Here is a 26,431-nt window from a genome sequence, read left to right on the forward strand (position 1 = left end):
AATGATTCCTCCAATATGAATAAAATTTGAATTAACGTTTATCGATTGCTCGGATCAGTAAGTCCCCAATGATTTGGATGACGAAGACGATTGCTAAGATTAAGAGGGTCGCAATGACGATGACATCGTTTTGAGAACGCTGGAATCCTTCGATGAAGGCCATGTCCCCGAGTCCACCTCCGCCGACTACTCCGGCCATTGCCGTGTAACCGACAAGTGCAACGAGTGTAACCGTGATACCAGAAACGATAGCAGGCAATGCTTCTGGGATTAAGACTTTGTAGATGATTTGGAACTTCGTCGCGCCCATCGATTCAGCTGCCTCGATGACACCTTTATCGACTTCGCGAAGTGCGAGTTCAACCATCCGACCGTAGAACGGTGCGGCTCCTAAAATCAGTGCCGGTAATGCTGCTGTTGGTCCGAGGAACGAACCGACGACTGCTTTCGTAAATGGAATCAATAAGATCAGTAAGATGATGAACGGAATCGAACGGAAGACGTTAACGATCAAGCTCAAGATCGAATAAAACGCCCGATTTTTGAACAACAATTCTTCATTTGTCGCAAACAATAATAAACCAATGATCAAACCGAGAACGAATGTCGAAAGACCAGCGACTGCCGTCATATAGATCGTACTGCCTGTCGCTTCCCACACCATGTCCCAGTCTAGGTTGTCAAAGAATGAAATCATCGGTGATCCACCTCCACTTCAACATCACTGGCTTGAAGCTTCGTGATGACCGCTTGTGTTGCTTCTGTTTCCCCGATTAACTGAATGAACAGTGTACCGAGCGCCCCTTCCTGTGATTGACCGACGTTTCCGCCGATGATATTGAACAGGACGGGTGAATCCTTCATGACTTCCGCGAGGATCGGACTTTCCGCCGTCGATCCGACGAACGTCAACTGAACGATTTTTCCGGTTGGGTAGCGTTCGCGGAGTTTCGCGAACGTCAACTCGTTTTCCGATGGCGACGTCAATTGTTTGACGAATTCCTTCGTCATCGCTTGCTTCGGATGACGGAAGACTTCTGCGACCGGTCCTTGTTCGACGATTTTACCGGCCTCCATGACGGCGACCCGGTGACAGATTTTTTGAATGACGTGCATCTCGTGTGTGATCAAGACAATCGTCAGTTTCAATTTTTCATTGATGTCGACGAGTAACTCAAGAATCGAGTCCGTCGTCTTCGGATCGAGTGCACTCGTTGCCTCGTCACATAAGAGAACGTCCGGGTTCGATGCGAGTGCCCGAGCGATACCGACACGTTGCTTTTGACCACCCGATAATTGCGACGGATAGGCTTTTTCACGTCCATCCAAACCAACGAGTTGAATCAGTTCCGCAACTCGTTCCTTACGGCGAGCCTTCGGGAAGCCACCGAGTTCGAGTGGGAACATGATGTTTTCTTCAACAGTCCGTGACCAGAGTAAGTTGAAGTGCTGGAAGACCATCGAGACATTCTTGCGGACGCCTCGTAATTCTTTTGGTTTCAGTGATGTCATTTCGACACCATCGATTTGAATCGAACCACTCGTTGGTGCTTCGAGCATATTCAACAATCGGATCAAGGTCGATTTCCCTGCTCCGGAATAACCGATTATTCCAAAAATTTCACCGCGCTCGATTGTCAGATCGACATTCGCGACGGCTTCGACCGCTCCGCGCTTTGAGCGATAAATCTTTCCTACGTCTTGTAAACGAATCACAACTGTCCCTCCTAAAATAAAAAAAGTGCGCGCGTTTTAGAGCAAACGCGCGCACTTTTCAGTACACAAAACCATTTGCTCTCATCTCCCAGACTTTTGTCTGCTGGAATTAGCACCACTTCGGATTAGATCCGCGGTTGCCGGGTTTCATCGGGCCAGTCCCTCCACCACTCTCGATAAGAGTTTCGGTATTAAGTTTGTAGAATATATTCTGAATATTAGCAGGGGTTATTTTTGTTGTCAAACAGTTTTTTCAGAAACTTTTTCGAGGAACGTGAAAGCACGTGTTAAGTCTTCTTTCAAATCTTCCGCATCCTCAAGTCCAACTGAAATCCGAACGAGACCGTCCGTGATGCCGAGTTCTGCCCGACGTTCTGCTGGGATCGACGCGTGCGTCATCCGTGCCGGAACGGAAATCAGGCTCTCGACGGCACCAAGACTCTCAGCAAGTGTGAAGAAATGTGTCGCCTCGACGAGTTTTTCTGCGTTCGCTGCTGAACCGACATCAAAGCTGATCATCCCACCAAATCCAGTCGCTTGTTTCGCTTGGATGTCGTGACCAGGATGCGATGCAAGTCCTGGGTAGAAGATGTTCGAGACGATGTCTTGCGCTTGTAAGAACGCAACGAGATCATGCGCTGTCTCTTCGATCGCATCCATTCGGATACCGAGCGTACGTAGACCACGGACGAGCAAGAAGCTGTCTTGCGGTCCAAGCACGCCGCCTGTCGAGTTTTGGATGAAGTGCATCTCTTCGCCAAGCGCATCATCTTTGACGACGACAAGTCCAGCGACGACGTCTGAATGTCCGCCGATGTATTTCGTCGCACTGTGCAAGACGATGTCAGCACCAAGTGCGAGTGGTTGTTGATGGTATGGTGTCGCGAACGTGTTATCAACGACGAGTTTAAGATCGTGACGTTTTGCAATAGTTGCGATTGCTGCGATGTCCGTTACTTTCAACAACGGATTCGTCGGCGTTTCGACGTAGACGATCTTCGTATTGTCTTGGATCGCTGCTTCCGTTGCTGCAAGATCCGTCGTATCGACGAACGTCACTTGGATGTTGAACTTCGGTAAGACGCGTTGCATCAAACGGAACGTACCACCGTAGACATCGTCCGTCATGACGATGTGGTCGCCAGACTCAAGCAAGTGGAAGACAGCATGAATCGCTGCCATCCCAGAACCGAACGCAAAACCACGTGCGCCACCTTCAAGATCCGCAATCAATCGTTCGATGCTCGTCCGTGTCGGGTTCGCTGTCCGTGAGTATTCGTATCCGTCCTTAAGTTGACCGATTTTATCTTGCTTGTATGTGCTTGTTTGATAGATTGGAGGTGTGACGGCTCCTGTTGCCCGATCGACACCTGTTCCTCCATGAATCAATGCTGTCTTCTTACGCATGAGTTTCGTCCACCTTTTCAAAGATTTGTTGGCTTAAATAGCGTTCGGCACTGTCTGCGAAGACGGTGACGATTGTACTGCCGGGGTGACGCTTTGCGATATCAAGCGCAGCAACGAGCGCTGCCCCTGCTGAGCTACCGACGAGTAATCCTTCGCGAGCAGCGAGTGTATGGACCGCGTCAAACGCATCGCGGTCGGAAATCGTATGAATCTCGTCGACGAGCTCACGCGGCACGAGACTTGGCCATTTCGCTGTACCGATACCTTCTGTCTTATGCGGACCGGCTGGACCACCGTTCAAGACGGAGCCTTCCGGTTCAACGATTGCTGCTTTTGTACCGAGACGTTGTTTTAAGAAGTCCGCTGTTCCGGCGAACGTACCACCTGAACCACAACCGGCAACGAACCAGTCGATATGCGGCAAGTCCGCCATCAGCTCAGGACCGAGTGTCCGCTGATACGTGACTGGGTTCTCTTCGTTTTCGAATTGTAACGGAACGTAACTGTTCGGAATTTCCTGACCGAGTTCTTTTGCCCGGTCGATCGCCCCTTGCATATCGAGTTCAGTCGGCGTGTTGACGACGGTTGCGCCGAGTGCCCGCATCAACGTCTGCTTTTCCTGACTGAATTTTTCCGGAACGACACAGATGACTTGGAGATCGTATTTCTTAGCGGCGAGCGCCAAGCCGATGCCGGTATTCCCGGCTGTCGGCTCGATGATCGTACCGCCTGGTGTCACATGTCCGTTTTCGATCGCTGCATCAACGAGTTGAATGCCAAGGCGGTCTTTGACGCTGCCCCCAGGGTTCATCCATTCGAGCTTCGCCAAAATGCGCGTACCAGCAGGCAAATCGAATGAAGTGATCTCGTAAAGTGGTGTGTTTCCGACGAGGTCGCGGACGTTGTTCGCGATCATCCGAAGACGATGTCCCATTCATCACGACCGGCAAGCATTTTCTCGGCATAGTGCTTCGCTCCTTTGAGGTCATGTGCGCTCGCAAATCCACATTGGACTTCGTTTTGCGCTGGAATCTCTTCTGCTGCGAGGACGTCTTTCAACGTCTTCTCAACGAGTTCGCTCATTTTTTCGACCGAGTCGAAGTTCATCATCGCCATGTAGAAACCTGTTTGGCATCCCATCGGCGAGACATCGATGACATCATCCGAGTAGTTACGGATGTTTTCAGCAAGTAAGTGCTCAAGTGTGTGCATCGCACGCATCGGCATTTGCTCAACGTTTGGTTGTGTGAAACGGATATCGTATTTGACGACTTGGTCGACTTTACCTTCTTTATAACCCGCGACGCGGATATAAGGTGCTTTGACTTTCGTATGATCCAGGTTAAAGCTTTCGACGTTCATTTTTTGAAGTGCCATGATTTATTCCCCCATTTTCTCGGCTTCTACGAGCCAGACGAAGTGATTGTATTGTGTGAAGTTAACAGTGAATCCCCGTGCTGTAAACAATTCTTCCATGACTGGAATCAACGGGTAGAATTCGCGTTCGAGATCGTCCGCTAACGCATCGAACCCTTGAGCGCGTGCTTCGCGGATCGTTTGCAGGCGTGCCTCTTCTGAGACGAACATCGTATCCGCGTAGACGATTTTTCCGTCTGCCGGTAAATGTGATGCCATCAGTTCGATTGCTTCTCCCTTTTCCTCATCCGTTAGATGATGAAACGCATACGTCGAAACAAAACTGCGTGCTTCCTTCACCTCGAACGAGAGGAAGTGACCGTCTTGTACATCAAGTGACGGAATCTTTTCCGTCAGGATTGCCCGCATCTCCGGACTTGGTTCGACGGCGAGTACGGCGTCGTGACGTGCCAGAAGACGTTGTGTCAGGTTCCCTGTGCCTGCTCCGAATTCAATGACCGGCGACTGCGCTTTATCCGCTACTGTATCCAAAATCTCATCGTATCGACGAAAAACCTCTTTATACTCCGGATCATGTCCGGTTACTGTCTCGTCATACGTTGATGCCCATTCTGTGAAAACATCCATAAAACGTACTGTCATGCCTTGTCGTCCTCCATCTCACCAGTTAATTCCGAGTAATCGGATATGAATTAAAGTAATTTTCCTTATTCGCATTGTAGCAAGGAGATTCTATCCTGGCAAGCGACCGGCTCGAAAAACTTCCAGAAAACAAAAAAAAGGCGTTGCCGGCGAACCGACAACACGAATAATGTGGTTAGAAATGCTACGAAGGAAAACCCAGCTCCATTCGGAATTGTTCGCTCTTCCGCGTGGAGGACGGCGCCTGTTCGACATGATAGCCAGCTTACGTTCACTTCCTGATCGGTCCTTTCGATCCACCACCCGTTCATTGCACCGCTTCGTCTTTGGGGGACGACTTAAGGGGAAACAATACACCGGCTTAGGATGGGAAAAAGGGTTCAGGACTTGAATCGTATTGAACGATCATCTCTGCTAGACTTCCTATAATGCATTTCTAGAAGTTGTTATGAATATACCATTCATATTTCTGCGTTGTCAACGGATTATTGTAAATATTCCGACAATTTAACAAAAAGAAAAATCCAGTTGGACTTTTCTTACCGTTCTTGACAGAAAGCAAAGACGTTTTGGACGGACTGGAAGGCATAAAGTCGCTCTACGACTTGATTTTCTTCAATTCGCAACAACGCAGGAACACTCATGACACGGGCTTCTTCTAAGAAATCTGGAATGAAATTCCCGTTCGCCTTTTGAATCGATTGACCTGATTCCGTCGCTTCGACGATATCGAGCATACGTTCCGCAATGGCGCATGTCCCGCACATCGGTGCATAGACATACAATAGCCCGTTTTCCGGGACGGTCGTGACCTCTTGCATGACGGTCGCTCCTTTCTTCGTGGCATCTGTCGTCAGTATACAAAAAAAAGAGAGCGGACGAAACGCAAGCGCCTCGTTCACTCTCTTTTCGTTAAGTATTACTCGTTGATCATCGATTTGTACGCCGCAGCGTCCATCAATGCCTCGACTTGTGAAGCATCTTCGATTTCGATGTCGACCATCCAAGCGCCTTCGAATGGTGACTCGTTGACGAGTTCTGGGGAATCCGAAAGGTTTTCGTTGATGGCAACGACTTTACCAGAGATCGGTGCGTATAATTCCGAGACTGTCTTGACCGACTCGACTGAACCGAATGGCTCGTTTGCTGAGATCGTATCCCCGACTTCAGGCAATTCGACGAAGACGATATCCCCGAGTTCGTGTTGCGCGAAATCCGTGATTCCGATGCGCGCCTTGTTTCCTGATACTTCGACCCATTCATGTTCTTCCGAATAGCGTAAGTTGTCTTTTACTTGACTCATTTCCGATTCCCCCTGTGGACTAATTTGGACTAACGTGTTCAGTATACCAAAATCGACTCTGAACTTAATACCATTTTCCTTGATACATTTCTTCCTTGAAGCCGATCGTGACGTCTTTCCCGTCTGTGACGATCGGACGCTTCAGCAACATGCCGTCACTTGCGAGCAACTTGTATTGCTCGTCTTCTGATAACTCAGGGAGTTTGTCCTTGATGCCTTGCGAACGATACGATTGACCGCTCGTGTTGAAGAACTTCTTCAATGGCTCTCCACTTTTTTGGTGGAGTTCCTGAATCGTTGCAGCAGATGGTGTCTCCTCGACGATATGTTTGTAATCGACTTCGACACCGTGCTGTTCGAGTGCTTTTTTTGCTTTGACGCACGTACTACATTTCGGGTAGCCGTACATCGTGACTGTTGTTGTCATGTTCATCACCTCACTTCCAAGAGTAGCAGATGGATCACTTCTGCTTCAAGCGTGCGAGCGCCCCGTCGATCTGATCTTGATGATGGGCGTCATGGGCGACGAACGACTCGACGAATTCTTGCGGTCGGAAATTCTCATAGGTCGCCGCAAATTGCTCATCAGACAGACGATTGAGGTGATCGACGATATCACGCCGGACACTGATCGCTTTTTTCAACAAAGCAAGCGGATCGATATGATGCGCATATTCGACCGCCAGTCGATTGAACTGATCAAAATCCGTCTCGACGAGCGTCAACGGTTCATCCGGTAACTTCGAGATGGCATGATCGTAATAAAACCGGTCCCATAAATATAGATGGCTGACGCACTCAAGGACGGTCCACTTGTTGAGCGCAAGCGACAGATCCCATTCTTCCGGCGACAAACGTTCAAGGGATTGATAGTAGGCAATCGCAAATTGCAGTTCAACCAATTCTTGGCGCATCTCGTTTTCCTCCTCAACCAAAAACTTCGCCTTTACAGAGATTTTCCCTGCAAAGGCGAAGCGGTAAACCTGACTTAGACCGTATATTTGTTTGATTCGATGAGGCGTTTTGCGATGTCGCGTTTCGTACCGATGACGTTGATCGGCTGATAACGGCTGAATTTTTTGAGTGCCGAGAGCAACATCCGGAGTTCGTCGCCGCTTGCTGCCGCGTAGAGAGTCTCTTTCGCGTCACGCTCGACAGCTTCGAATGCTTGTTGCGCGAAGACTTCCGTATAACGGACTTTCAGTTCGCTCTTCTCGATGCCTTTATCGGCAATCGCTTTGTCCGTTCGGACGATCGCTGACTCCAGCGCATAGATTGCACTCATGATGTCGGCTGTGTTCGCTAAGATCTCTTGCTCGCCTTGGAGTTTGTCCTGGTATTTCTGGACCGCTGTTCCGGCAGTCAACAAGAAGATTTTCTTCATCATCGCGAGTAAGTGACGTTCGCGATCAAGTGGTGCTGTTCCGATGTCAGTCGGCATGAAGCTCATCACTTCTTGTTGCAGACGCTGTGCTTCCGCAAGCAATGGCAACTCGCCTTTCATCGCTTTCTTCAGCAATGTTCCTGGTACGAGGAGACGGTTGATCTCGTTCGTTCCTTCGAAGATCCGGTTGATCCGTGAATCGCGGTACATGTTCTCGACTTCGTATTCTGCCATGAAGCCGTAACCACCGTGAATCTGAACCGCTTCATCGATGACATAATCAAATGTTTCCGAAGCAAAGACTTTGTTCATCGAGCATTCAATCGCATACTCCGCGATGGCATCGGCGATTTTCTTACCGTCTTTGCTCTCTTCTTCCGACAGCTGATCAAGGCTATCTTGGAACAAACCACCCGTCCGGTAGACTGAGCTTTCCATCGCATACGTCTGTGCTGCCATCGTCGCGAGTTTTTCTTGAATCAATGGGAACGAGCTGATTGGTGTTTTGAACTGCTTACGTTCGTTCGAGTACTGGACTGCGAGATCAATCGCCCGTTTCGATGAACCGACGGCACCAACAGCTAATTTATAACGACCGACGTTCAAGATGTTGAAGGCGATGACGTGACCGCGTCCGATTTCACCCAGGACGTTATCGACCGGTACTTCTGCATCTTGTAAGATCAACGTCCGTGTCGATGATCCTTTGATTCCCATCTTCTGTTCCTCGACGCCTGTTGAGACGCCTGGATACGATCCTTCGACGAGGAAGGCTGTGAACTTGTCACCGTCGATTTTTGCGTAGACGACGAACAAGCTTGCGAAACCAGCGTTCGTGATCCATTGTTTTTCACCATTCAAGATGTAGTGCGTCCCTGCTTCATTCAAGACAGCCGTCGTTTTGGCACCAAGAGCATCCGAACCAGAGCCTGGCTCCGTCAATGCATACGAAGCAATCCACTCCCCTGAAGCGAGTTTCGGCAAGTATTTCTGCTTTTGCTCTTCGTTACCGAAGAAGACGATCGGCAACGAACCGATTCCGACGTGTGCGCCGTAACTGAGGGCGAATGAACGACCACGTGCGAACTTCTCCGTAATGATCGAAGACGAAATCTTATCCATCTGATAGCCGCCGTATGCTTCCGGAACGTCTGCGCCGAGTAGACCCAGCTCGCCTGCTTCGCGGAGAAGACCGACCGACAATTCGAACTCATGTTTTTCGATCCGGTCAAGGACAGGAACGACACGATCTTCGACGAACTTCGCTGTCATGTCACCGACCATTTTGTGTTCTTCCGAGAAATCCTCTGGTGTGAAGAGACGTTCTGGTGCTAACTCATCTAATACGAAACTGCCACCTTTGATTAATTCGTTTGTCGTTTGGCTCATTGTCCTGTTCCTCCTTCAACTAGTTCGAATACGCCTGCTGCGCCCATTCCGCCACCGATACACATCGAGACGACACCATACTGGACATTCCGGCGTTTCATTTCATGCAAGAGCGTCAATGTGAGTTTTGTTCCTGTACAACCGAGTGGGTGACCGAGGGCGATCGCTCCACCGTTGACGTTGACGATGTCTTCGTTTAATCCAAGCTCGCGGATGACACCGAGTGACTGCGATGCGAACGCTTCGTTCAACTCGATCAATCCGACGTCCTCAAGCGTGATGCCTGCGAGTTCAAGTGCTTTTGGAATCGCGACGACCGGTCCGATGCCCATGACTTCCGGACGGACACCACCGACCGCAAACGACTTGAACTTGCCGAGAATCGGTAAGCCTTGGCGTTCTGCTTCTTCCCGTTCCATGACGAGGACGGCAGCGGCACCGTCTGACGTCTGCGAAGAGTTCCCTGCTGTGACGCTACCGCCGAGGCGGAACGCTGGGCGAAGTTTTGCAAGACCTTCAGGTGACGAATCCGGACGAACGCCTTCATCGTGCTCGACGACGAATGTCTTCTCTTCGATTTTCAGTTCATCATTGACGAATTGTTCCGTCACCGTTACCGGGACGATTTCGTCAGCAAACTTACCAGCTGCGATTGCTGCTGCTGCCTTTTGGTGACTCTTCAAGGCAAAGGCATCTTGATCTTCTCGTGAGACATTGTAGGTCGCAGCAACTTGCTCCGCTGTATGCCCCATGCTCATGTAGTACTCCGGTGCCGTGTCGACGATCGACGGATTAGGTCGGACGACGTGACCTGGCATCGGAACTTGACTCATCGATTCGAGTCCACCGGCGACGACGGCTCTTGCTTGCCCCGTCATGATCTTCATCGCCGCGTCAGCGATCGATTGTAGACCACTTGAGCAATACCGGTTGATCGTGATTGCCGGTACCTCGTGGGATAATCCGCCAAGGACTGAAGCGTAACGAGCGATGTTCATGCCTTGTTCCGCTTCCGGCAAGGCACATCCGAGGATGACGTCATCGACCGCTCCCGTGTAACCGGACCGTTTCAATGTTTCCTGGATGGCGATGCCTGCTAATTCATCCGAACGCATCGACTTGAATGCGCCCTTTTTTGCTTTTCCGACCGGTGTCCGTGCACCGGCGACGATTACTGCTTCCTTCATCCGAATCCCCCCAGTCCTCAGTTACGAAGCGGCTTGCCTTTGACGAGCATGTGCTGCATCCGTTGTTGTGTCTTCATCTCACCGATTAGGCTCAAGAATGCTTCCCGTTCGATGTCGAGCATATATTGTTCATCGACGTGGCTACCGAAGGCGACGTTTCCGCCGGCGATGACGTGTGCGAGTTTACTTGCGATTTTCAAATCGTGTTCCGAGATATAACCGCCGTAGAACATTTCGCGTGTTGCGAGTTCAAGCGTCGCTTTCCCAGCACGACCGACGACTGGAATCTTCGCTTTTGCCGGTGCCGTGTAGCCAGTCCGGTCCAGTTCAAGGACGAGTTGTTTCGCATCATACGTCAAGTGATCCCGGTTCATCGAGATCTGATCAACGGAGCGGACATATCCGAGTTCGCGTGCTTCAAAGGCTGATTTTGAGACTTTTGCCATCGCGACGTTCTCGAACGTTTTTTGCGCTGCTTTCTCGATGTTGACGAGTCCGTCCGGTGTGTTTTCTAGCAGTCGACGGTACGTGTTGACGTTTCCGCCACCTCCCGGAATCAGACCGACACCGACTTCGACGAGACCCATGTACGTTTCAAGACCAGCTTGCAGACGAGCTGCCGGAAGCGAGATCTCTGTACCGCCACCAAGCGTCATCCCTTGCGGTGCAGCGACGATTGGACGTGATGCGTAACGAATCTTTTGAATCGATTGTTGGAACTTGTTGATGATCCAGTCGAGTTCGAACCAGTTCTCATCTTCCGCTTCCATCAGCATCATCGCTAGGTTCGCACCGACACAGAAGTTCTTGCCATCGTTCGCGATGACGAGACCACGGTGGTTTTTCTCAACTAAATCGATCGACTGTTCGATCATCTGCATGATGTCGACACCGATCGCATTACTCTTCGAAGTGAACTCAAGGACTGCGACATCGTCACCGATATCAAGCAAACGTGCCCCATTGTTCTCAAGGAGAACACCGTTTGACTTCCGGACATCGCGGAGTCGGATCTCCTTCGGATTGACCGTTGCTCCGACGTAGTCTTGTGTCGTTACGTCATAATGACGACCAGACGCATCATAGAAACTCGTTTTTCCTGCTGCGAGCATCTCATCGACCCATGCCGGTACTGCGTAACCGTCTTGTTTCATCTTCGCGACCGTCTTCTCGACACCGAGTGCGTCCCATGTCTCGAACGGTCCCATCTTCCAGCCAAAGCCCCATTTCATTGCTTCGTCGATTGCTTTGATGTCGTCTGCGATCTCTCCCGTCAGCTGAGCCGAGTAGAGCAATGTTTTCGCATGGATCGGCCAGAGTAAGGCACCGACACGATCTTGCGCGAAGACGACGGCTTTCAGTTTGTTTTTTGCGCCCGGAAGTGCTTTAGCTTGTCCGATCGACGGTTCAGTAAGCGCTTTCTTTTCAACGTACTCGAATGTCTCGAGATCAAGTTCAAGGATCTGTTTTCCGACTTTCTTATAGAAGCCTTGACCCGTCTTCGCACCGAGTGCTCCTTGTTCGACAAGGCGACGCATTTCAGCCGGAACCGCGAACGTCTCCTTCTCTTCGCCTTCCGGCAACAAGTCATAGACGTTGTTTGCGACATGGACGAACGTGTCGATGCCGACGACGTCGAGTGTCCGGAATGTTGCTGACCCTGGGCGACCAAGTAGTGGACCTGTGACCGAATCGACCTCCCCGATCGAATAGCCACCTTTTTTCATCTCATCCATCGTCACGAGGAGACCGTATGTCCCGATTCGGTTGCCGATGAAGTTCGGTGTGTCCTTCGCGATGACGACACCTTTTCCGAGTCGTTCCTCAGCGAATTGTTTCATGAAGTCGACGACACGTGAATCCGTGTCTGACGTCGGAATCAACTCAAGCAACTTCAGATAACGTGGTGGGTTAAAGAAGTGTGTCCCGAGGAAACGACGGTTGAACGATTCCGAGCGCCCTTTGCGCATCGCTTCAATCGAGATGCCGGATGTGTTCGAACTGACGATTGCGTCTTCCCGAATGAAAGGTTCGATCGTTGCGAACAATTGCTGTTTGACGTCGAGTCGTTCGACGACGACTTCAACGATCCAGTCCGCTTCCTTCAGACGCTCTAAGTCGTCTTCTAAGTTTCCGACCTCGATGAAATCGATCAATTTTTTCGACGCGAGTGGTGCTGGATTTTGTTTCAAGAGTTTTTCGCGGTTATCGCGCGCGATGCGGGAGCGGACGCGCGGATCACTCAGCGTCAAGCCCTGCTTCTCTTCTTGTGCCGTAAGTTCTTTTGGTACGATATCAAGCATCAATGTCCGTATGCCAGCATTCGCAAGATGTGCCGCGATGCCTGCACCCATCACCCCTGAACCGATGATGACGGCGAATTGGATGTGTTTCGTCAACTGGATTGTGGTCGGCTGACCGATTTGACTCGCCATGATATACCCCCTGATTTTAAATTGAATGAATAACCATTCATTATACTGACAAAAAAAGAAGCCGAACGACTTTGGTGTGCTTCTTCTACATCTTCATCATAAATGAATAATGATTCAGTAGCAATAAAAAATCAGTCAATGGACAAATTTTCCTGTTAGACTGTTAAAAAGGAGTGGTTGAAAATGAGTCAAACCGAGCACGTATGGAATCAAAAAGCCGCTGACTGGGCGGAGCGCGCTGATGATATGTGGACGAACGGCAGCCGCAAAACCGTTTTACCGTTCTTACGAAAAATGATCACCGGTGGTCGGTTGCTTGATCTCGGTTGTGGCGATGGTGCCGCCTGTCGCTTACTGACGCCCGACTTTCAGACAGTCGGACTCGACGTCTCAGATGAGATGATCCGAATCGCCCGTGAGAAGTCACCCGAGCAGACGTTCATCGTTGGAACGGGTGAAGCATTGCCGTTCGCCGATCATGCGTTTGATGTCGTCCTCGCCGTTAACTCACTCGAATGGTCGACACGTCCCGTTCAAGTGCTGCAAGAAATCGAACGCGTCGCTCCGCTAGTCGTCATCAGTCTACTTGGTCCGACAGCTGCACCACGGCAACTTGCTTACCGTCGTCTCTACGGTGAGGAAGTCGCGATGGGAAATACGATGATGCCATGGGAATTGCTGCAGCTAGCAAAAGAGCGCGGCTGGACGTTGCTTGATGAAGCGGTCATCCAAAAGGAAGGAGCCGTCATGACGGGGCATCGGTTACTTGATCAAGCACATGCTTTCTCGTGTTTGTTTGCTTTTCAGACGACGGCTGTGAGGGAGCGATAAATATGTCACACAGTACCTTTTATACGTCTATATTAATAGCTTTATGTATTGTTTTTTTATTTTACATTGATGCTCTCGATGTTCTAGAAAGATGGCAATTCTTCCTACTCTTTATTGGTCTGTTATTCTGTATACAGGCATTGGGGGACCGTTTATTTCGACGTTATCGGGAGAAACGTTTCCAACCACAAACTACTGTCTTCTTAATGATTGGTTTATTTGCTGGGATGATGTTTCTAGGTAATATCATTTGGCCATGATGCGAAATGACCGATGTAACGCACTATTCACCTCACTGTCTTCTCACCCGCTTTCCTCAGGCGAGACACAAGCCAGTCTTCTTCATCCTTCGGATGACGAACCCGGGTCTTGTTCGTCTCTGACAGCGCGAGTTAAAACATCGCGCTTTTTCCTGAAGGAGTCGGGTGAAGACATGTGAGGAGGACGTACTCATTTGTTATCCAAAGAACTCAAAAGCGATCGATTTCCGTCAATGGAATCGATCGCTTTTGATATGAGTTCATCTAGGACGAACTAGGCATCTTCGACTCCTAAAGGAAAAGGAAGCATGCTAGATGCTTCCCTCAGGGAAGAGGAAGACCCGGCAAATCGCATGGAATGCGAAATGCCGCGGCTTAGCCTGAGGAAAGCGAAGATGTTGGGAACGTCCGGTATATTTTGCTTCATCCTCCATGCGTTCGCTGATGTACCTGTCGCAACCACTCTTCAACCAAGACAAGACCCGATTGCTCTTCCCATTTCAGTCGGAAATAGAGTGTCTGTAGCATCTGTTTAACGTTACGATACGTCGTCCACTCCGCATCTCCCCATGTCACGTCACTCTCAAGCCACTCCTTAATATTACGTTCGATTCGTTGCAATAGGATATCTTCCGACAGTCCATGACGACAAGCTTGCAACCACGCCGTCACCATCCGGTCCGCTTCTTCATCGACATAGAGATAATCGGATCGGATTAACTGACGAATCATCGCATCAATCGCTCCGAGCTCCTCCTGTGGACGACTCGCTGGGTGCGTAAACCAAACCGCATAGACATCTGCGATATGTGCTATGCTGTGTGCCCACCCCATTCCGTCAATGAATCCACGGACATCCTTTTCTTGCTCCAAATAGGTTTGTAAGTAAGTCGACAGCCGATCCAGCTGACTTTGCGTCAATAAGTGTCGGGTTTTGTCCATCACTAACAATTCAGCGAGTGCTAATGCTGAAAATGATCGCGTCAGGACAGCTGTTGTGTCCGCTGTTCCCATTCTATACATCAATCCATGCCCACTTAAAATAAAATCGAAAATTCGATTGGTGTCTTCTATCGTAAATGACTCTGATGCGATGTAGGTCGCTAACTGCGGATAGACCAATCCATCCCGCAACTCAGAATCCGTCGAACCGATATGTAGAAGCAACTCATCGAGTAACGCAGGTGTTACACTCGCGTCTTGTTGTAGCAGTTCTTTTAGCTGTTGTTCCGTTCGAGCCATTTTGTTCTCTCCCTTCTAAATTCAAAAAAGACGATGCAGCGTTGCATCGCCTTCTCTTCTTATCCTTTGACCATTCCTTTGAGAACGAAGGCAACGTTTGCCGGTCGTTCTGCTAAGCGGCGCATGAAGTAACCGTACCAGTCACGTCCATAAGGAACGTAGACACGGACTTTATAGCCTTGTTTGACGAGTTCGAGTTGACGCTCAACCCGGATGCCGAATAACATCTGGAATTCGAACTGGTCTTTTTCAATCCCGTTTTCTTTAGCGTAACGGATGACTTGCTCGATCATCGCATCGTCATGTGTTGCGACGGCAGCATAGTTTCCGAGTGATAATTGTAACTTCACGAGCTTGATGTAGTTGTGATCGACGTCTTCTTTTTCTGGGAACGCCACCGTTGCCGGCTCTTTATATGCCCCTTTAACGATCCGGAGATTCGTCTCGAAGCGACCGACGCGTTTGATATCATCTTCCGACCGGTAGAGGTATGACTGAATGACCGTACCGATGTTATCGAAAGATTGGCGCAATTCTTCAAACAGTTGAATCGTTTTTTCACAACGTGGCTCATCTTCCATGTCGATCGTGACGAAGACACCGAGTTCTTTTGCCCGTGTTAAAATCCGTTCCATGTTCGAACGAATCAAGTCGTCCGAGATATCAAGTCCGAGTGATGTCAGTTTCAACGAGAGTTGCGAGTCTAATTTTTCTTCCGCAATCATCTCAACCGCACGAATACATTCTTGTGTCATCATCTCTGCTTCCGCTACCGTCGAGATGAACTCCCCTAAATGGTCCATCGTGACGCATAATCCTTTTGCGTTCAATTCCTGGATCGCCCGTTTTGATGCTTCCAATGAATCCCCTGCCACGAAGCGACTTGCTCCGAATTTAAGCCCGTATCGCTTGGCGAGACCGTTCAATGTCTTGTTTTGCGATAAGAAGATAAAACCATCCCGTAGTACTTTTTCCATCACTCATGATTCCCCCTAAATAAATGCTAGGCTGTTTTACCGTATCGGTTCACATCTCTGCCTTTATATTATGACATAAAGCGCTTACATACGCTCTTTCTTTTGTTTATTTTTGAGAATCTGTTGTGCGACAAGTCCCACGGCAAAGAATAAGACATACAGACCGATCGCGAGGAAGAACTGCCACGAGAACGGATCACGAAGGCTTGAGCCGATATTGTTGTAAACGAACGCACCGGGAATGATCCCGATATAGTTCGCGATGGCGAACTGTTTAAAGCGGATTTTTGATAATCCGGACGCGTAGCTGATCGCGTCAAACGGAAATAGCGGAATCAACCGGACGATCAAGACGACGAGAAAGCCGTTCGTTGTAATCCGTTCGTCGAGTACGTTCAGCTTCCCTTTCCCGATCAACTTCTCAACTCCACGGCGACCGAGCAACCGGGCGATCCAAAAGCTGAGTAATCCACCCGTACCGGCACCAATAACATCAAGTAATGTCCCGAGCCACGGACCGTACGTATAGCCGCCAAAGACGGTCAAAAGACTCGCCGGAAAAAAGACGAGTGGTCGGACGGTATAAGCGAGCACATAGAGCAACATCCCTGTCAGACCTTGATTCCGTACCCAATCCGATAATGCTTGAATGTCGAATTGCTCCAACATTCCCGACATCCGGAAATACAGGAGCAATCCAAGTCCAAACATAAAATACAGCGTGATCGGGAGCCAGTCCCGGAGCCGTAGTTTCTTCATGACATCGTCGCTGGAGCAACGTAATAGAAAATCGACAGGAAGATCAACACACTACCAGCAAGAACGAACAGATGCCAAATCGCGTGGTTATACGGCAAGCGTGCCCAGACGTAAAAGATGACGCCGAGCGAGTACGCAAGACCACCACCGAGGAGCAGTAAGAATCCTTGTAATCCAAGTGCTTCATAGATCGGCTTGATCGCAAACAGACAACACCAGCCAAGAATCAGATAAGACGCGTTCGAGATCCAGACATATTTCCCCGTCGAGTAGAGCTTCCAGATGATGCCGAGCGTTCCGACACCCCAGACGATTCCGAGCAATGTCCAGCCGAGCGGACCACGGAGTGTGATTAAAGCGAACGGTGTATAACTACCGGCAATCAACAGATAGATGCCAGCATGATCTAAAATTTGTAGAACCTTGTTTGCTTTCGTATGCATCAGCGAATGCATCAAGGTCGAGAACAGATAAAGGAGAATCATCGTTGCCCCGAAGATACTGACAGCAGTGACGTTCCAAGCGCTGCCAGATTTCGTCGCCTGCAGGATCAACATCACGAGCGCGACGATACTGAAAATGACACCCAATCCGTGTGTAATGGCACTGGCGATCTCCTCTTTCAAGGAGTCACCTTTTGCGAGTAGCTCTTCGATCGTTTCTTTCGATTGTTGCTTGATCGTTTGCTTAAGTTCTTTTTTGGTAACCAACCGAACACCTACTTTCTAATGACACAAGACTAACACTTTGATTATACGCTCTGAAGCGACAGCGTGCCTATCGAAAGATTCTGTCGATTTGATGACAACCGTCATCTGTTTGTCTTTTCCCGCTTATACAAAAATCCACACCGCCTTTGCGATGTGGATGTCGTTTACCATTGTTCAATATCCGGGCGATCCTTGAACGTCGATTTTGTACCGTGACGTTCGTTAAGGACGGCTTCGACTTCTTTGAATGAGACACCGCGCTCAGCGAGCAAGACCGTTAAGTGATACAACAAGTCTGCTGTCTCTTCTGCTAACGTATCGTTACCAGCGAGAACGACTTCAAATGCCTCTTCGCCGAACTTCTTCGCGATCTTCTCGTATCCGGAAGCAATCAAATAATTCGTATAAGATTCAGCTTCCTTCGCATCAATCTTCGCTTTGACCGTCTGTTCCAGTTCGTATAACATCGGGCACCTCCACTTCCGTATAGAAACAACTGCGATTTCCGGTATGGCATGTTGGACCGTTCGCTTTGACCGTGATCAAGAGACTATCTTGATCACAATCGATCCACATCCGTTTGAGTTCAAGCGTGTTCCCGCTCGTCTCGCCTTTCGTCCAAAGACGATTCTTCGTCCGCGAGAAGAAGGTGACGAGACCGGTCGCAAGCGTCTTATCATACGCCGCTTGGTCCATGAACCCGACCATCAAGACATCGTTCGTCTGCTCGTCGACGACGACGGCAGCGACGAGTCCTTTTGAAAAATTCAATGTCGTCATCGGACTTCGACTCCCCGTTCTTTGAGGTAAGCTTTTGTTTCTGGCATCGTGTACGTCGCTTCATGGAAAATCGAAGCAGCTAAGGCTGCGTCAGCTCCTGCCTCTAGCCCTTCAGCTAAGTGATCGAGCGTTCCGACCCCACCAGAAGCGATGATCGGCACGTTAACGACTTCACGTAGACGACGAATCAAGGCAAGATCATAGCCGTCCTTTGTACCGTCAGCATCCATTGACGTGACGAGTAACTCCCCGGCACCGAGCGCAACAGCTTCCTGTGCCCACTCGATCGCGTCACGTCCGACGGGTTGAGTTCCACCGTGTGAGAAGACACCCCATGAGTCACCGGTCTGTTTCGCATCGATTGCGACGACCGTCGCTTGGACACCGAACAGGCGGCTGACTTCTTGAATCAGTTGTGGATTTTGAAGCGCTGATGAGTTGAGTGAGACTTTGTCAGCACCGGCACGAATCAAGCGTTTCGCGTCTTCGATCGTCTTGATTCCGCCACCGACCGTAAACGGCATGTAGATGACTTCTGCGACGCGTTCGACGATATCAAGCATCGTCTCGCGCCCTTCTTGCGTTGCTGAGATATCGAGCAGGACGAGTTCGTCCGCTCCTTGCTCGTAATAGTATTTCGCGACGGCGACCGGGTCACCAAGATCACGTAAGTTTTGGAATTTGACCCCTTTGACGACACGTCCTTCCTTGACGTCAAGACAGGGAATGATTCGTTTCATCAACATACGCGTAACACCTCTTTTAAGGCGAGTGATCCGTCGAGCAATGCCCGACCGACGACCGCTCCGTCCATCCCGATCTCTTTGAGGCGCGCGACGTCATCAACGGTCGTCACACCACCAGAAGCGATCAATTCGACCCCTTCCCGCTTCAAACGATCGAGTCCATCAACGTCCGGTCCCATCATCATTCCGTCACGCGAAATGTCTGTATACAGGAACGTCTTGATGCCTTTGCCGATCAAGTGCGTCATCGCCTCTTCGAGCGTCCAACCGCTCGCTTCGAGCCAGCCGCGTGTCTGGACGATGCCTTCTTTTGCATCTAACGCAACAGCCAGTTTATCACCAGCGAGGGCAATCATCTGCTCGAGTAACGCTTCATCCTCGAGAGCGACCGTGCCGACCAGAATCCGATCGATTCCGGCACCGACGTATGCTTCGACGGTTTCGATGTTACGGACACCACCACCCGCTTCGACGAACAAACCGGTCTCCTTTTTGATGTCGGCAATCAAGCTCAAGTGCAACGGTTCGCCGGCTTTCGCGCCATCAAGATCGATCAAGTGGATCGCTGTCGCCCCATCTTCCTTGAAGCGCTTCGCAATCGTCAACGCATCACCGAAGAATGTCTGTTGGTCAAAATCTCCTTGCTTCAGGCGTACGGCCTGTCCGCTCATTAAATCGATTGCTGGGTAGAGTTGCATGTCGTCTCTCTCCATTCCTTCAGTAGTTTCAGTCCGACTTCGCCACTCTTCTCTGGGTGGAACTGCATCCCGGTGACTTGTCCTTTTTGAACGATCGCTGGAACAAGACGTCCGTATTCAACCGCGTCGACGATCCATTCTGGGTCACAAACAGCGCCGTACGAGTGGACGAAATAGACCGCTTCGCCGTGGTTCGTCAGCTGGTGCCAACCCATGTGCGGCAAGCGGACGTCGCTCGGTAGTTTTTCGATCGTTCCCGGTAAGATCCCGAGACCTTCCGTCAGTCCATCTTCGTCACTCGATTCAAAGAGCAGTTGCATCCCGAGGCAAATCCCAAGAAACGGTTTCTTTTCCGCTTGTTCTTTTAAGAAGTCGACGAGTCCCGTTTCCTTCAGGCGCTCCATTGCCGGTGCATAAGCACCGACACCCGGTAAGACGAGTGCTTCCGCTTGGTCGAGCAACTCCGTGTCACTCGTGACGATGACTGCTTCGCCGAGCTCCTTTAACGCCCGCTCGACATTCGCGATATTCCCGACGCCATAATCGACGATTGCTATCATTGATCAATCAACCCTTTCGTAGACGGTACCCCTTCGCTCGTCACGGCGACTGCCTGACGGACGGCTCGACCGAGTGCTTTGAACAACCCTTCGATCATGTGGTGTGTGTTCGAGCCATATAAGACTTCGGCATGAATCGTCATCCGGGCACTCCGTGATAAGCCTTGGAAGAACTCTTCTGCGAGTTCCGTATCAAAGTCACCGAGCTTCGGATTCTTGAAACTAGCACGGAAGACCGTGAACGGACGACCGCTGAAATCGAGCACGACCGACGCGAGTGTCTCATCCATCGGTACACGCGATTCGCCGTAGCGTTCAATCCCGGCTTTATCGCCGAGCGCTTCCGTCAACGCTGCCCCGAGGACGATCGCTGTATCTTCGACCGTGTGGTGCGCATCGATCCACGTATCACCTTTTGCTGTCACCTTCAGACCGATCCGGGCCTGAAAGGCAAATAACGTCAACATATGATCAAAGAACCCGACACCAGTCTTGATTTCAACCGGACCTCCTGCGAGATCGACCTCAACCTTGATGTCTGATTCTGCACTTACTCGTTCGCTTGCGCCACGCCGCATCGTAATTCCTCCTCTACACACGTTTCTAATACTTGCATCGCTTCTGGTGATCCACAACTGACACGGAATGCCTGGTCAAACAAGCGGATCCGTAATCCAGCGTCAGCACAACGCTGCGTAAAGCGTTCGGCTTCCGCATACTCGACATAGACGAAGTTCGCTGCACTCGGATACGTCTTGCCGATTGGCGCGAGAATCCGCTCGATCGCTTCGCGACTCGCATACGTTTCTTCTAAGACCCGATCGAGTTCCGGTTCTGCCATGATGGCGATGCCGACAGCTGCCGATAGACCAGAGACGTTATACGGTGATTTAATCTGTTCGATTTCTTCAATGATTTGTTCGCTCGCGATGACGAATCCGAGTCGAAGCGATGCGAGTCCGAACGCTTTCGAGAGCGTCCGTAAGATGATCGCTTTCGGATATTCCTCGAGTAGATGAAGCATCGACTGTTCGAGCGCGAAGTCGATGTACGCCTCATCAATGACGACGTATTTGCCACTGTCGAGCAAGCGACGGATGTCCGCTTCCTTCCGGAGGACACCAGACGGATTGTGTGGGTGACTCAAGAAGATGATCTCACCGGGTGCTGCGATCAATCCGTCGACGTCAAGCGCCATCTCGTCGAGTAACGGCACACGTTCGAACGGTGCCCGTGCTCGGTCAGCGTAGAACTGATACATGACAAAGTCCGGTTCCGAGGCGATGACCGGCAACCCGGGTCCACCGTAGCGGGCACATAAGTAGCCGATCAACTCATCCGAGCCGTTCCCGGCGACGAGTTGCGTCGGACGGACACCGGCGTACGTCGCGTACGATGCTTTGACTTGATCGATGATCTCGACTGGATATTCGTTTAAAGGGAACGTTGCGATCAATTCCTGGATCGCTTCGATCCCGACTGGACTGTGGGTCGTGAATCGTTCGTTTTGGTGTAATCGCATTAGTCTTCCCTCACTTCGATGGCTTGTGCGTGTGCTTCGAGTCCTTCGACCCGGGCAACGGTCTTCGCTGCGTTCGCGAGACGTTGTACGCCTGCGCGTGTTGCTTCGAGCATCGTCTGGTGACGCAGGAACGTCCGCGCTGATAATCCAGACGCAAAACGAGCTGTGCCGGATGTCGGTAAGACGTGGTTCGTTCCAGCGACGTAATCGCCGAGCGTTTCCGGTGTCTCGTGACCGAGGAAGATCATCCCAGCGTGACGGATCGACTTGACGACCTCTTGCGGATTGGCAACGGCAAGTTCCAAGTGTTCCGCTGCGAGACGGTTCGCTTCTTCGATCGCTTTTTCAAGTGGAGCGACGAAGACGCCACCGTTTTCCATCGCACGACAGGCAATCTCTTGACGCGGCAATTGTTGTAAGCGCCGTTCGATTTCTGCATCCACCGCTTGTTTCATCTCTTCCGTTGGCACGAAGGCGATCGCGACAGCGTCACGGTCGTGTTCAGCTTGGGCAAGTAAGTCCGCTGCGATCCGGTCCGGATGCGCCGTTTCGTCCGCGATGACGACAACTTCCGATGGACCAGCAACCGAGTCGATGCCAACGATGCCGTAGACTTGGCGTTTTGCTTCAGCAACGAAGCGGTTCCCGGGTCCGACGATCAAATCGACAGCTTGGATGCTTTCTGTTCCGAATGTCAGGGCGGCAACGGCTTGCGCTCCACCAATCGTATAGATTTCTGTCACACCAGCGATCCGAGCCGCAACGAGTACCTCGTCACTTAAGTTCGTCATCGGTGTCACCATGACGACGCGTTCAACTCCGGCGACTTTCGCTGGAATCGCGTTCATCAAGACCGTCGACGGATAACTTGCTGCACCACCCGGTACGTAGATCCCGACCGAATCAACGGGAACGAACCGTTGGCGTCGTGTCACGTCTGCTTCGACGAGTTCGATGTCAGACGGTAGTTCTTGTTCGTGCCACTCGACGAGTCGTGTCGCCATCAACTTCAACGAGTCAATCAAGTTGGCGTCTGCCTGTTCGAAGGCTTGTGTGATACGTGTTTCACTGAGACGGAAATCTTCGAGATCGACCTGATCGAATTGGTTCGTGTAATCGCGGACAGCAGCGTCACCGTCTGTTGCGACGCGTTCGAGAATCGCGCGGACCGCTAGCTCCGTGTCGCGATCGATGCTGAATGGTTTTGTCGGTGTCATGATCGTGTCACTCCTTCTGTCAATTGCTCGAGCAAGCGGATGACTTCAACCCGCTTCCGTTTTAACGTCCATTCGCTCGTAAAGAATCGAGCGCTGATATCGATGATTTTTTCGTATTCATTTAGTCCGTTTGCCCGTAACGTCTCACCTGTCTCGACGATATCGACGATTGCGTCAGCAAGACCAAGTAACGGTGCTAGTTCAACGGATCCGTTCAACGGTACGATGTCGACGTCGACACCGAGTTCGCTGAAGTAGCGTTTTGCGATGACCGGATACTTCGTCGCGATCCGGACGCGGCGTCCGCCTTCGAATTGCAAGGGTTCCTTTGCACAGACGGACATCCGGCAGACACCGAACGGTAATTCCGCGAGTTCCGATAGTTCTTGATCTGATTCCAGTAGGATATCACTGCCGGTGATCGCGACATCGAGAACGCCTTGGGCAACATACGGGATCAAATCCGATCCTTTCATGAAGACGAATTCGTGCTCGCCCCGTTTGACGATTAGTTCGCGTTCAATGGCTCCCCATGTCTCGACGCCAGCTTCTTTCAGATAACGTTCTGTCGCTTTCGACAGCCGTCCTTTCGTAATTCCGATTCGCATTTAGAGCACCTCCGCCAACCGTTCGACCGAGAATCCGATGCCGAACGCCTGTTGTTCTTGTCCGAATTGTTCATAGAGCCGGTCGTAGCGTCCACCGACGAGGACGGGTTCCGTCACACCTTCGATGAAACCGTGAATCGTGATCCCGTCATAGTACGTCTGTAAGCCCATTTGACCGAAGTCGAGATCGGCATTGACGGCTTCCGCGAGATCAAGCACGGCATTGAGTCGTGTTTCGTCAACGTACGGTAAGATCGTCTCTGCTCCTTCGCGTCCGAATAATAAAGGAAGTTTCGCGAGTAAAGCATCATCCAGTTGACCCGCGATCCGCTTCAGTTCGATGACGTTACGTAAACGGAGCATCTGCGTCACTTGGTCGCGTAAGTGGTGATCACCGACACGTGTCTCGATCAAATGCTCGATTAGACCAGCATCACCAATTGAGAGGGTGACTTCTTTTCCTGTCAGTTCCTCGACGAGTCGGACCGCGAGTTGGATTGCTTCGACTTCTGCGATTTGTCCCCGTTCCTCGAATCCGACCTGGAACTTCTCTTCCGGTTGAAAGACGGAGCCACTGTAGAAGACACGTTTATATTGTTCGCGACCGCGTTCGCTGAGTGCACGTGCGACACTAGTCGTAAAATCCATCCGAATCTGTTCCCGTCCACCGATTTCCTCAATTAAGGGGGTGATTAATCGGGTATAGTTAGATTGTTCGAGTCCATCTTCGAGCTGACGGATGACCTGCTGGAGCCGCGTTGCCGAGGCACCGACATAGTCCGTCGCTCCATCCTTGAGTCGAATCGTAGAAAATGATTGCATACTCCCACTCCTTTATCTTATTATCACTGTACCACGCTAAATTATTTAACGATAAGATACCGCGTTTGGGGCACATTGTCAATCGCTTTGCTTGCCAACTCTAAAAAATCGGAGGGTTTATCATGCAATTATTGAAATGGGACGGTCACGTCCACAGTCCATATTGTCCACACGGTACAAAGGATCCACTCGAAGCCTACATCGAGCGGGCGTTAGAGCAAGGCTTAGAACGGATCAGCTTCACGGAACATGCCCCTTTACCTGAAGGTGTGACGGATCCTGCGCCAGATAACGATTCCGGAATGTCGTTCGCGACAGCCGATGCCTACCTTAAGGAATTGACACAACTCCGCGAGACATACAAGAATCAGATTGATATCCGGATCGGGATGGAGTTCGACTACTGGGAAGGGCATGTCGACGGTACGCGTGACATCATTGCCCGCTACGCTGACGTCTTAACCGACGGCATTCTCTCACTGCATTACTTATACATCGATGAGCAATATTACGGCGTCGACTTCAGCAAGGAAAGCTTCGGTGAGATCGTCACGAAACTCGGAAGCGTCACGGCGGTACACGAACGCTATTATGAAGGCATCCAAGCCCTCGTCATGACGGACCTCGGTGCACACCAGCCGAAGCGCCTCGGTCACTTAACGTTACCGACGAAATTCATCCAAGCCTATCCGCTTGAGTCGAACCCAACGAACCTCGACGACACGTTACGGAAGATCCGTCAGGCGAACTTCACACTCGACGTCAACACAGCAGGACTCCGGAAACCATTATGTGGTCTTTCCTATCCTTACCCGGAACTCCTGCAAGTCACGCAGTCGTTATCGATTCCGCTCGTCTATGGATCTGATGCCCATCTTGCGAAAGATGTCGGTGCTGATTTTGATTTCAAATGGTAAAACAAAAAAATCCGGATGCCGCAGCGTCCGGATTTTTTTGTTTAAGAATACGGAAAATCAGCAGCGTCGACAGGAGCAATCGATCGTGCCATCTTTTTTAATTGTGCTAGCGACACGTTACCGGACAGGAGGACGATTTGATTATCCTCGACGTAATAGAGATTCGCTTTCTCTTGTTTCTGCTGGAAGTAAGCTGTCTGTCCGTTCGCAAGCATCGTTTCCTTCCAGCCCTCGCCTTGAACGTCTTGCTTCGAAACAACGGTTAGCAGAATCGTTTGGGACTTCGTGTGGAAGAACCAGACACTATCGTCCCCATTAGGAGTCGAACTACTCATAATCGCTTGGAATGTCGAGAACGGTAAATTCAAGCCGCGAGCAGAACTACTCTTCTTAATGTTTTGAACGTCGTCATATGAGACGCCTCCTAACATCCAGTTCGTCTCTTGCTTGGTATACTCTAATACAGCAAGACGGTTTGCTCCTTTTGGGTAATGCAGCGTCACGTAAGCATGATTCCCGAGGGCGACACTACTCCAGATATCGCCTTCAGTCGGATGCGCTTTTGTTCCATCCTTAAAGTAAAACGTCACGTGACGACGGAAATCCGCTTCAAACGAATCCTGTTCTGAAAAGTCTTCTGCTTTAATACGTTGTACGATGGCATCCGGCTCAGCACCATCCTCAGCAGTGTTATCATCAATCCATCGCGTGTGAAGCTGATTCAAAGGCGGAACTTGGTCCGGTTCTGCACAACCGGTCAAGATACTTGCAGCGAGTAAAGCACTGATTACACCAATCCGTTGAAATCGCATGACAATCTCCTTTTCCTCTTTTTTCCTTTATTTGAGTATCGCACGAAGCGGGACTAAGTCTTTAAGAAAATTACGAAAAGAGGGAAAGGAGAATTTCTGATTAATACGCATTCACACGTGAAAGATCTAC

General features: G+C 50.5%; 28 protein-coding genes, 1 pseudogene and 1 riboswitch. Of the genes and pseudogenes, 2 read left to right on the forward strand and 27 right to left on the reverse strand.

Going from position 1 to position 26,431, the window contains the following annotated elements; translation table 11 throughout:
- Window positions 1-31: 31 nt before the first annotated feature.
- From B3S86_RS10505 to B3S86_RS10565, 13 genes are all read right to left on the reverse strand, one after another.
- Window positions 32-697 (reverse strand): methionine ABC transporter permease, encoded by a 666-nt coding sequence (locus tag B3S86_RS10505; RefSeq protein ID WP_035406001.1) that lies wholly within the window; start codon window positions 695-697, stop codon window positions 32-34.
- Entirely contained in the window at window positions 694-1,716 is a 1,023-nt protein-coding gene (locus tag B3S86_RS10510; RefSeq protein WP_029342433.1) for a methionine ABC transporter ATP-binding protein, read from the reverse strand. Before B3S86_RS10510 ends, B3S86_RS10505 begins: the two co-directional genes overlap by 4 nt.
- 78 nt (window positions 1,717-1,794) lie before the next feature.
- A riboswitch (SAM riboswitch) is annotated at window positions 1,795-1,899 on the reverse strand.
- A 57-nt stretch (window positions 1,900-1,956) separates the two neighbouring features.
- Window positions 1,957-3,123: a bifunctional cystathionine gamma-lyase/homocysteine desulfhydrase gene (locus tag B3S86_RS10515; protein ID WP_290752251.1), complete on the reverse strand. Its 1,167-nt coding sequence runs from the start codon at window positions 3,121-3,123 to the stop codon at window positions 1,957-1,959.
- Window positions 3,116-4,039, reverse strand: coding sequence for a PLP-dependent cysteine synthase family protein (locus tag B3S86_RS10520; protein ID WP_035405994.1), 924 nt, complete (start codon window positions 4,037-4,039; stop codon window positions 3,116-3,118). The genes B3S86_RS10515 and B3S86_RS10520 overlap by 8 nt, the downstream gene beginning before the upstream one ends.
- Entirely contained in the window at window positions 4,036-4,500 is a 465-nt protein-coding gene (locus tag B3S86_RS10525) for an S-ribosylhomocysteine lyase (RefSeq protein WP_023469165.1), read from the reverse strand. Before B3S86_RS10525 ends, B3S86_RS10520 begins: the two co-directional genes overlap by 4 nt.
- Window positions 4,501-4,503: 3 nt before the next feature.
- The gene (locus B3S86_RS10530; protein WP_290752253.1) at window positions 4,504-5,142 is read right to left on the reverse strand and encodes a class I SAM-dependent methyltransferase; all 639 of its coding nucleotides are present in this window, start codon (window positions 5,140-5,142) and stop codon (window positions 4,504-4,506) included.
- 539 nt (window positions 5,143-5,681) lie between these two features.
- Entirely contained in the window at window positions 5,682-5,963 is a 282-nt protein-coding gene (locus tag B3S86_RS10535; protein WP_023469167.1) for a thioredoxin family protein, read from the reverse strand.
- A 98-nt stretch (window positions 5,964-6,061) separates the two neighbouring features.
- Complete coding sequence (gcvH, locus tag B3S86_RS10540; RefSeq protein WP_029342437.1) at window positions 6,062-6,445, reverse strand: glycine cleavage system protein GcvH; 384 nt, start codon at window positions 6,443-6,445, stop codon at window positions 6,062-6,064.
- Window positions 6,446-6,509: 64 nt separating this feature from the next.
- Window positions 6,510-6,872: an arsenate reductase family protein gene (locus B3S86_RS10545; RefSeq protein WP_290752257.1), complete on the reverse strand. Its 363-nt coding sequence runs from the start codon at window positions 6,870-6,872 to the stop codon at window positions 6,510-6,512.
- 34 nt (window positions 6,873-6,906) lie between these two features.
- Window positions 6,907-7,359 (reverse strand): DinB family protein, encoded by a 453-nt coding sequence (locus B3S86_RS10550; RefSeq protein WP_290752260.1) that lies wholly within the window; start codon window positions 7,357-7,359, stop codon window positions 6,907-6,909.
- Window positions 7,360-7,433: 74 nt separating this feature from the next.
- A complete protein-coding gene (locus B3S86_RS10555; protein ID WP_056062884.1) occupies window positions 7,434-9,218 on the reverse strand; it encodes an acyl-CoA dehydrogenase family protein in 1,785 nt (594 codons plus the stop codon).
- The gene (locus tag B3S86_RS10560) at window positions 9,215-10,405 is read right to left on the reverse strand and encodes an acetyl-CoA C-acetyltransferase (RefSeq protein ID WP_290752265.1); all 1,191 of its coding nucleotides are present in this window, start codon (window positions 10,403-10,405) and stop codon (window positions 9,215-9,217) included. The genes B3S86_RS10555 and B3S86_RS10560 overlap by 4 nt, the downstream gene beginning before the upstream one ends.
- 17 nt (window positions 10,406-10,422) lie before the next feature.
- Entirely contained in the window at window positions 10,423-12,840 is a 2,418-nt protein-coding gene (locus B3S86_RS10565; RefSeq protein WP_290752268.1) for a 3-hydroxyacyl-CoA dehydrogenase/enoyl-CoA hydratase family protein, read from the reverse strand.
- 183 nt (window positions 12,841-13,023) lie between these two features.
- Between B3S86_RS10565 and B3S86_RS10570 the strand changes: the two genes are divergently transcribed.
- Window positions 13,024-13,671, forward strand: coding sequence for a class I SAM-dependent methyltransferase (locus B3S86_RS10570; RefSeq protein ID WP_290752271.1), 648 nt, complete (start codon window positions 13,024-13,026; stop codon window positions 13,669-13,671).
- A 683-nt stretch (window positions 13,672-14,354) separates the two neighbouring features.
- Here the strand turns inward: B3S86_RS10570 and B3S86_RS10575 are convergent.
- The 13 genes and pseudogenes from B3S86_RS10575 to B3S86_RS10635 form a co-directional block, all read right to left on the reverse strand.
- Window positions 14,355-15,173: a DUF2785 domain-containing protein gene (locus B3S86_RS10575; protein WP_290752274.1), complete on the reverse strand. Its 819-nt coding sequence runs from the start codon at window positions 15,171-15,173 to the stop codon at window positions 14,355-14,357.
- 59 nt (window positions 15,174-15,232) lie between these two features.
- Complete coding sequence (locus tag B3S86_RS10580; protein ID WP_029342446.1) at window positions 15,233-16,150, reverse strand: proline dehydrogenase family protein; 918 nt, start codon at window positions 16,148-16,150, stop codon at window positions 15,233-15,235.
- Between the two features lie 84 nt (window positions 16,151-16,234).
- Window positions 16,235-16,909 (reverse strand): TVP38/TMEM64 family protein, encoded by a 675-nt coding sequence (locus B3S86_RS10585; RefSeq protein ID WP_290752278.1) that lies wholly within the window; start codon window positions 16,907-16,909, stop codon window positions 16,235-16,237.
- Window positions 16,906-17,565, reverse strand: a complete 660-nt coding sequence (gene trhA, locus B3S86_RS10590; protein WP_035396436.1) for a PAQR family membrane homeostasis protein TrhA — start codon at window positions 17,563-17,565, stop codon at window positions 16,906-16,908. Before trhA ends, B3S86_RS10585 begins: the two co-directional genes overlap by 4 nt.
- A gap of 218 nt (window positions 17,566-17,783) precedes the next feature.
- Window positions 17,784-18,399 (reverse strand): annotated as a pseudogene (gene hisIE, locus B3S86_RS10595) (bifunctional phosphoribosyl-AMP cyclohydrolase/phosphoribosyl-ATP diphosphatase HisIE).
- On the reverse strand, window positions 18,396-19,145 hold the full coding sequence (gene hisF / locus B3S86_RS10600) for an imidazole glycerol phosphate synthase subunit HisF (RefSeq protein ID WP_023469183.1): 750 nt from the start codon (window positions 19,143-19,145) through the stop codon (window positions 18,396-18,398). The pseudogene hisIE and the gene hisF overlap by 4 nt, the downstream one beginning before the upstream one ends.
- Entirely contained in the window at window positions 19,139-19,843 is a 705-nt protein-coding gene (gene hisA, locus B3S86_RS10605) for a 1-(5-phosphoribosyl)-5-[(5-phosphoribosylamino)methylideneamino]imidazole-4-carboxamide isomerase (protein ID WP_035396350.1), read from the reverse strand. Before hisA ends, hisF begins: the two co-directional genes overlap by 7 nt.
- Window positions 19,816-20,403: an imidazole glycerol phosphate synthase subunit HisH gene (gene hisH, locus B3S86_RS10610; protein WP_029342451.1), complete on the reverse strand. Its 588-nt coding sequence runs from the start codon at window positions 20,401-20,403 to the stop codon at window positions 19,816-19,818. The genes hisA and hisH overlap by 28 nt, the downstream gene beginning before the upstream one ends.
- Window positions 20,400-20,981 carry an imidazoleglycerol-phosphate dehydratase HisB gene (gene hisB / locus B3S86_RS10615; protein ID WP_035396348.1) on the reverse strand — a complete coding sequence of 194 codons (582 nt, stop codon included), beginning with the start codon at window positions 20,979-20,981 and terminating at the stop codon, window positions 20,400-20,402. Before hisB ends, hisH begins: the two co-directional genes overlap by 4 nt.
- Window positions 20,954-21,925, reverse strand: coding sequence for a pyridoxal phosphate-dependent aminotransferase (locus B3S86_RS10620; RefSeq protein ID WP_290752285.1), 972 nt, complete (start codon window positions 21,923-21,925; stop codon window positions 20,954-20,956). Before B3S86_RS10620 ends, hisB begins: the two co-directional genes overlap by 28 nt.
- Window positions 21,925-23,142 carry a histidinol dehydrogenase gene (gene hisD, locus B3S86_RS10625; protein WP_290752288.1) on the reverse strand — a complete coding sequence of 406 codons (1,218 nt, stop codon included), beginning with the start codon at window positions 23,140-23,142 and terminating at the stop codon, window positions 21,925-21,927. Before hisD ends, B3S86_RS10620 begins: the two co-directional genes overlap by 1 nt.
- The gene (hisG, locus tag B3S86_RS10630; RefSeq protein WP_023469189.1) at window positions 23,139-23,750 is read right to left on the reverse strand and encodes an ATP phosphoribosyltransferase; all 612 of its coding nucleotides are present in this window, start codon (window positions 23,748-23,750) and stop codon (window positions 23,139-23,141) included. The genes hisD and hisG overlap by 4 nt, the downstream gene beginning before the upstream one ends.
- On the reverse strand, window positions 23,751-24,572 hold the full coding sequence (locus B3S86_RS10635) for an ATP phosphoribosyltransferase regulatory subunit (protein ID WP_035396343.1): 822 nt from the start codon (window positions 24,570-24,572) through the stop codon (window positions 23,751-23,753).
- Between the two features lie 122 nt (window positions 24,573-24,694).
- Between B3S86_RS10635 and hisJ the strand changes: the two genes are divergently transcribed.
- Complete coding sequence (hisJ, locus tag B3S86_RS10640; protein ID WP_055968870.1) at window positions 24,695-25,489, forward strand: histidinol-phosphatase HisJ; 795 nt, start codon at window positions 24,695-24,697, stop codon at window positions 25,487-25,489.
- Between the two features lie 41 nt (window positions 25,490-25,530).
- Here hisJ and B3S86_RS10645 read toward each other — a convergent pair whose 3' ends face one another.
- Window positions 25,531-26,301 (reverse strand): hypothetical protein, encoded by a 771-nt coding sequence (locus B3S86_RS10645; protein ID WP_290752301.1) that lies wholly within the window; start codon window positions 26,299-26,301, stop codon window positions 25,531-25,533.
- Window positions 26,302-26,431 lie beyond the last annotated feature (130 nt).

This window comes from Exiguobacterium sp. UBA3968 (assembly GCF_002385115.1).
Lineage (GTDB): Bacteria > Bacillota > Bacilli > Exiguobacteriales > Exiguobacteriaceae > Exiguobacterium_A.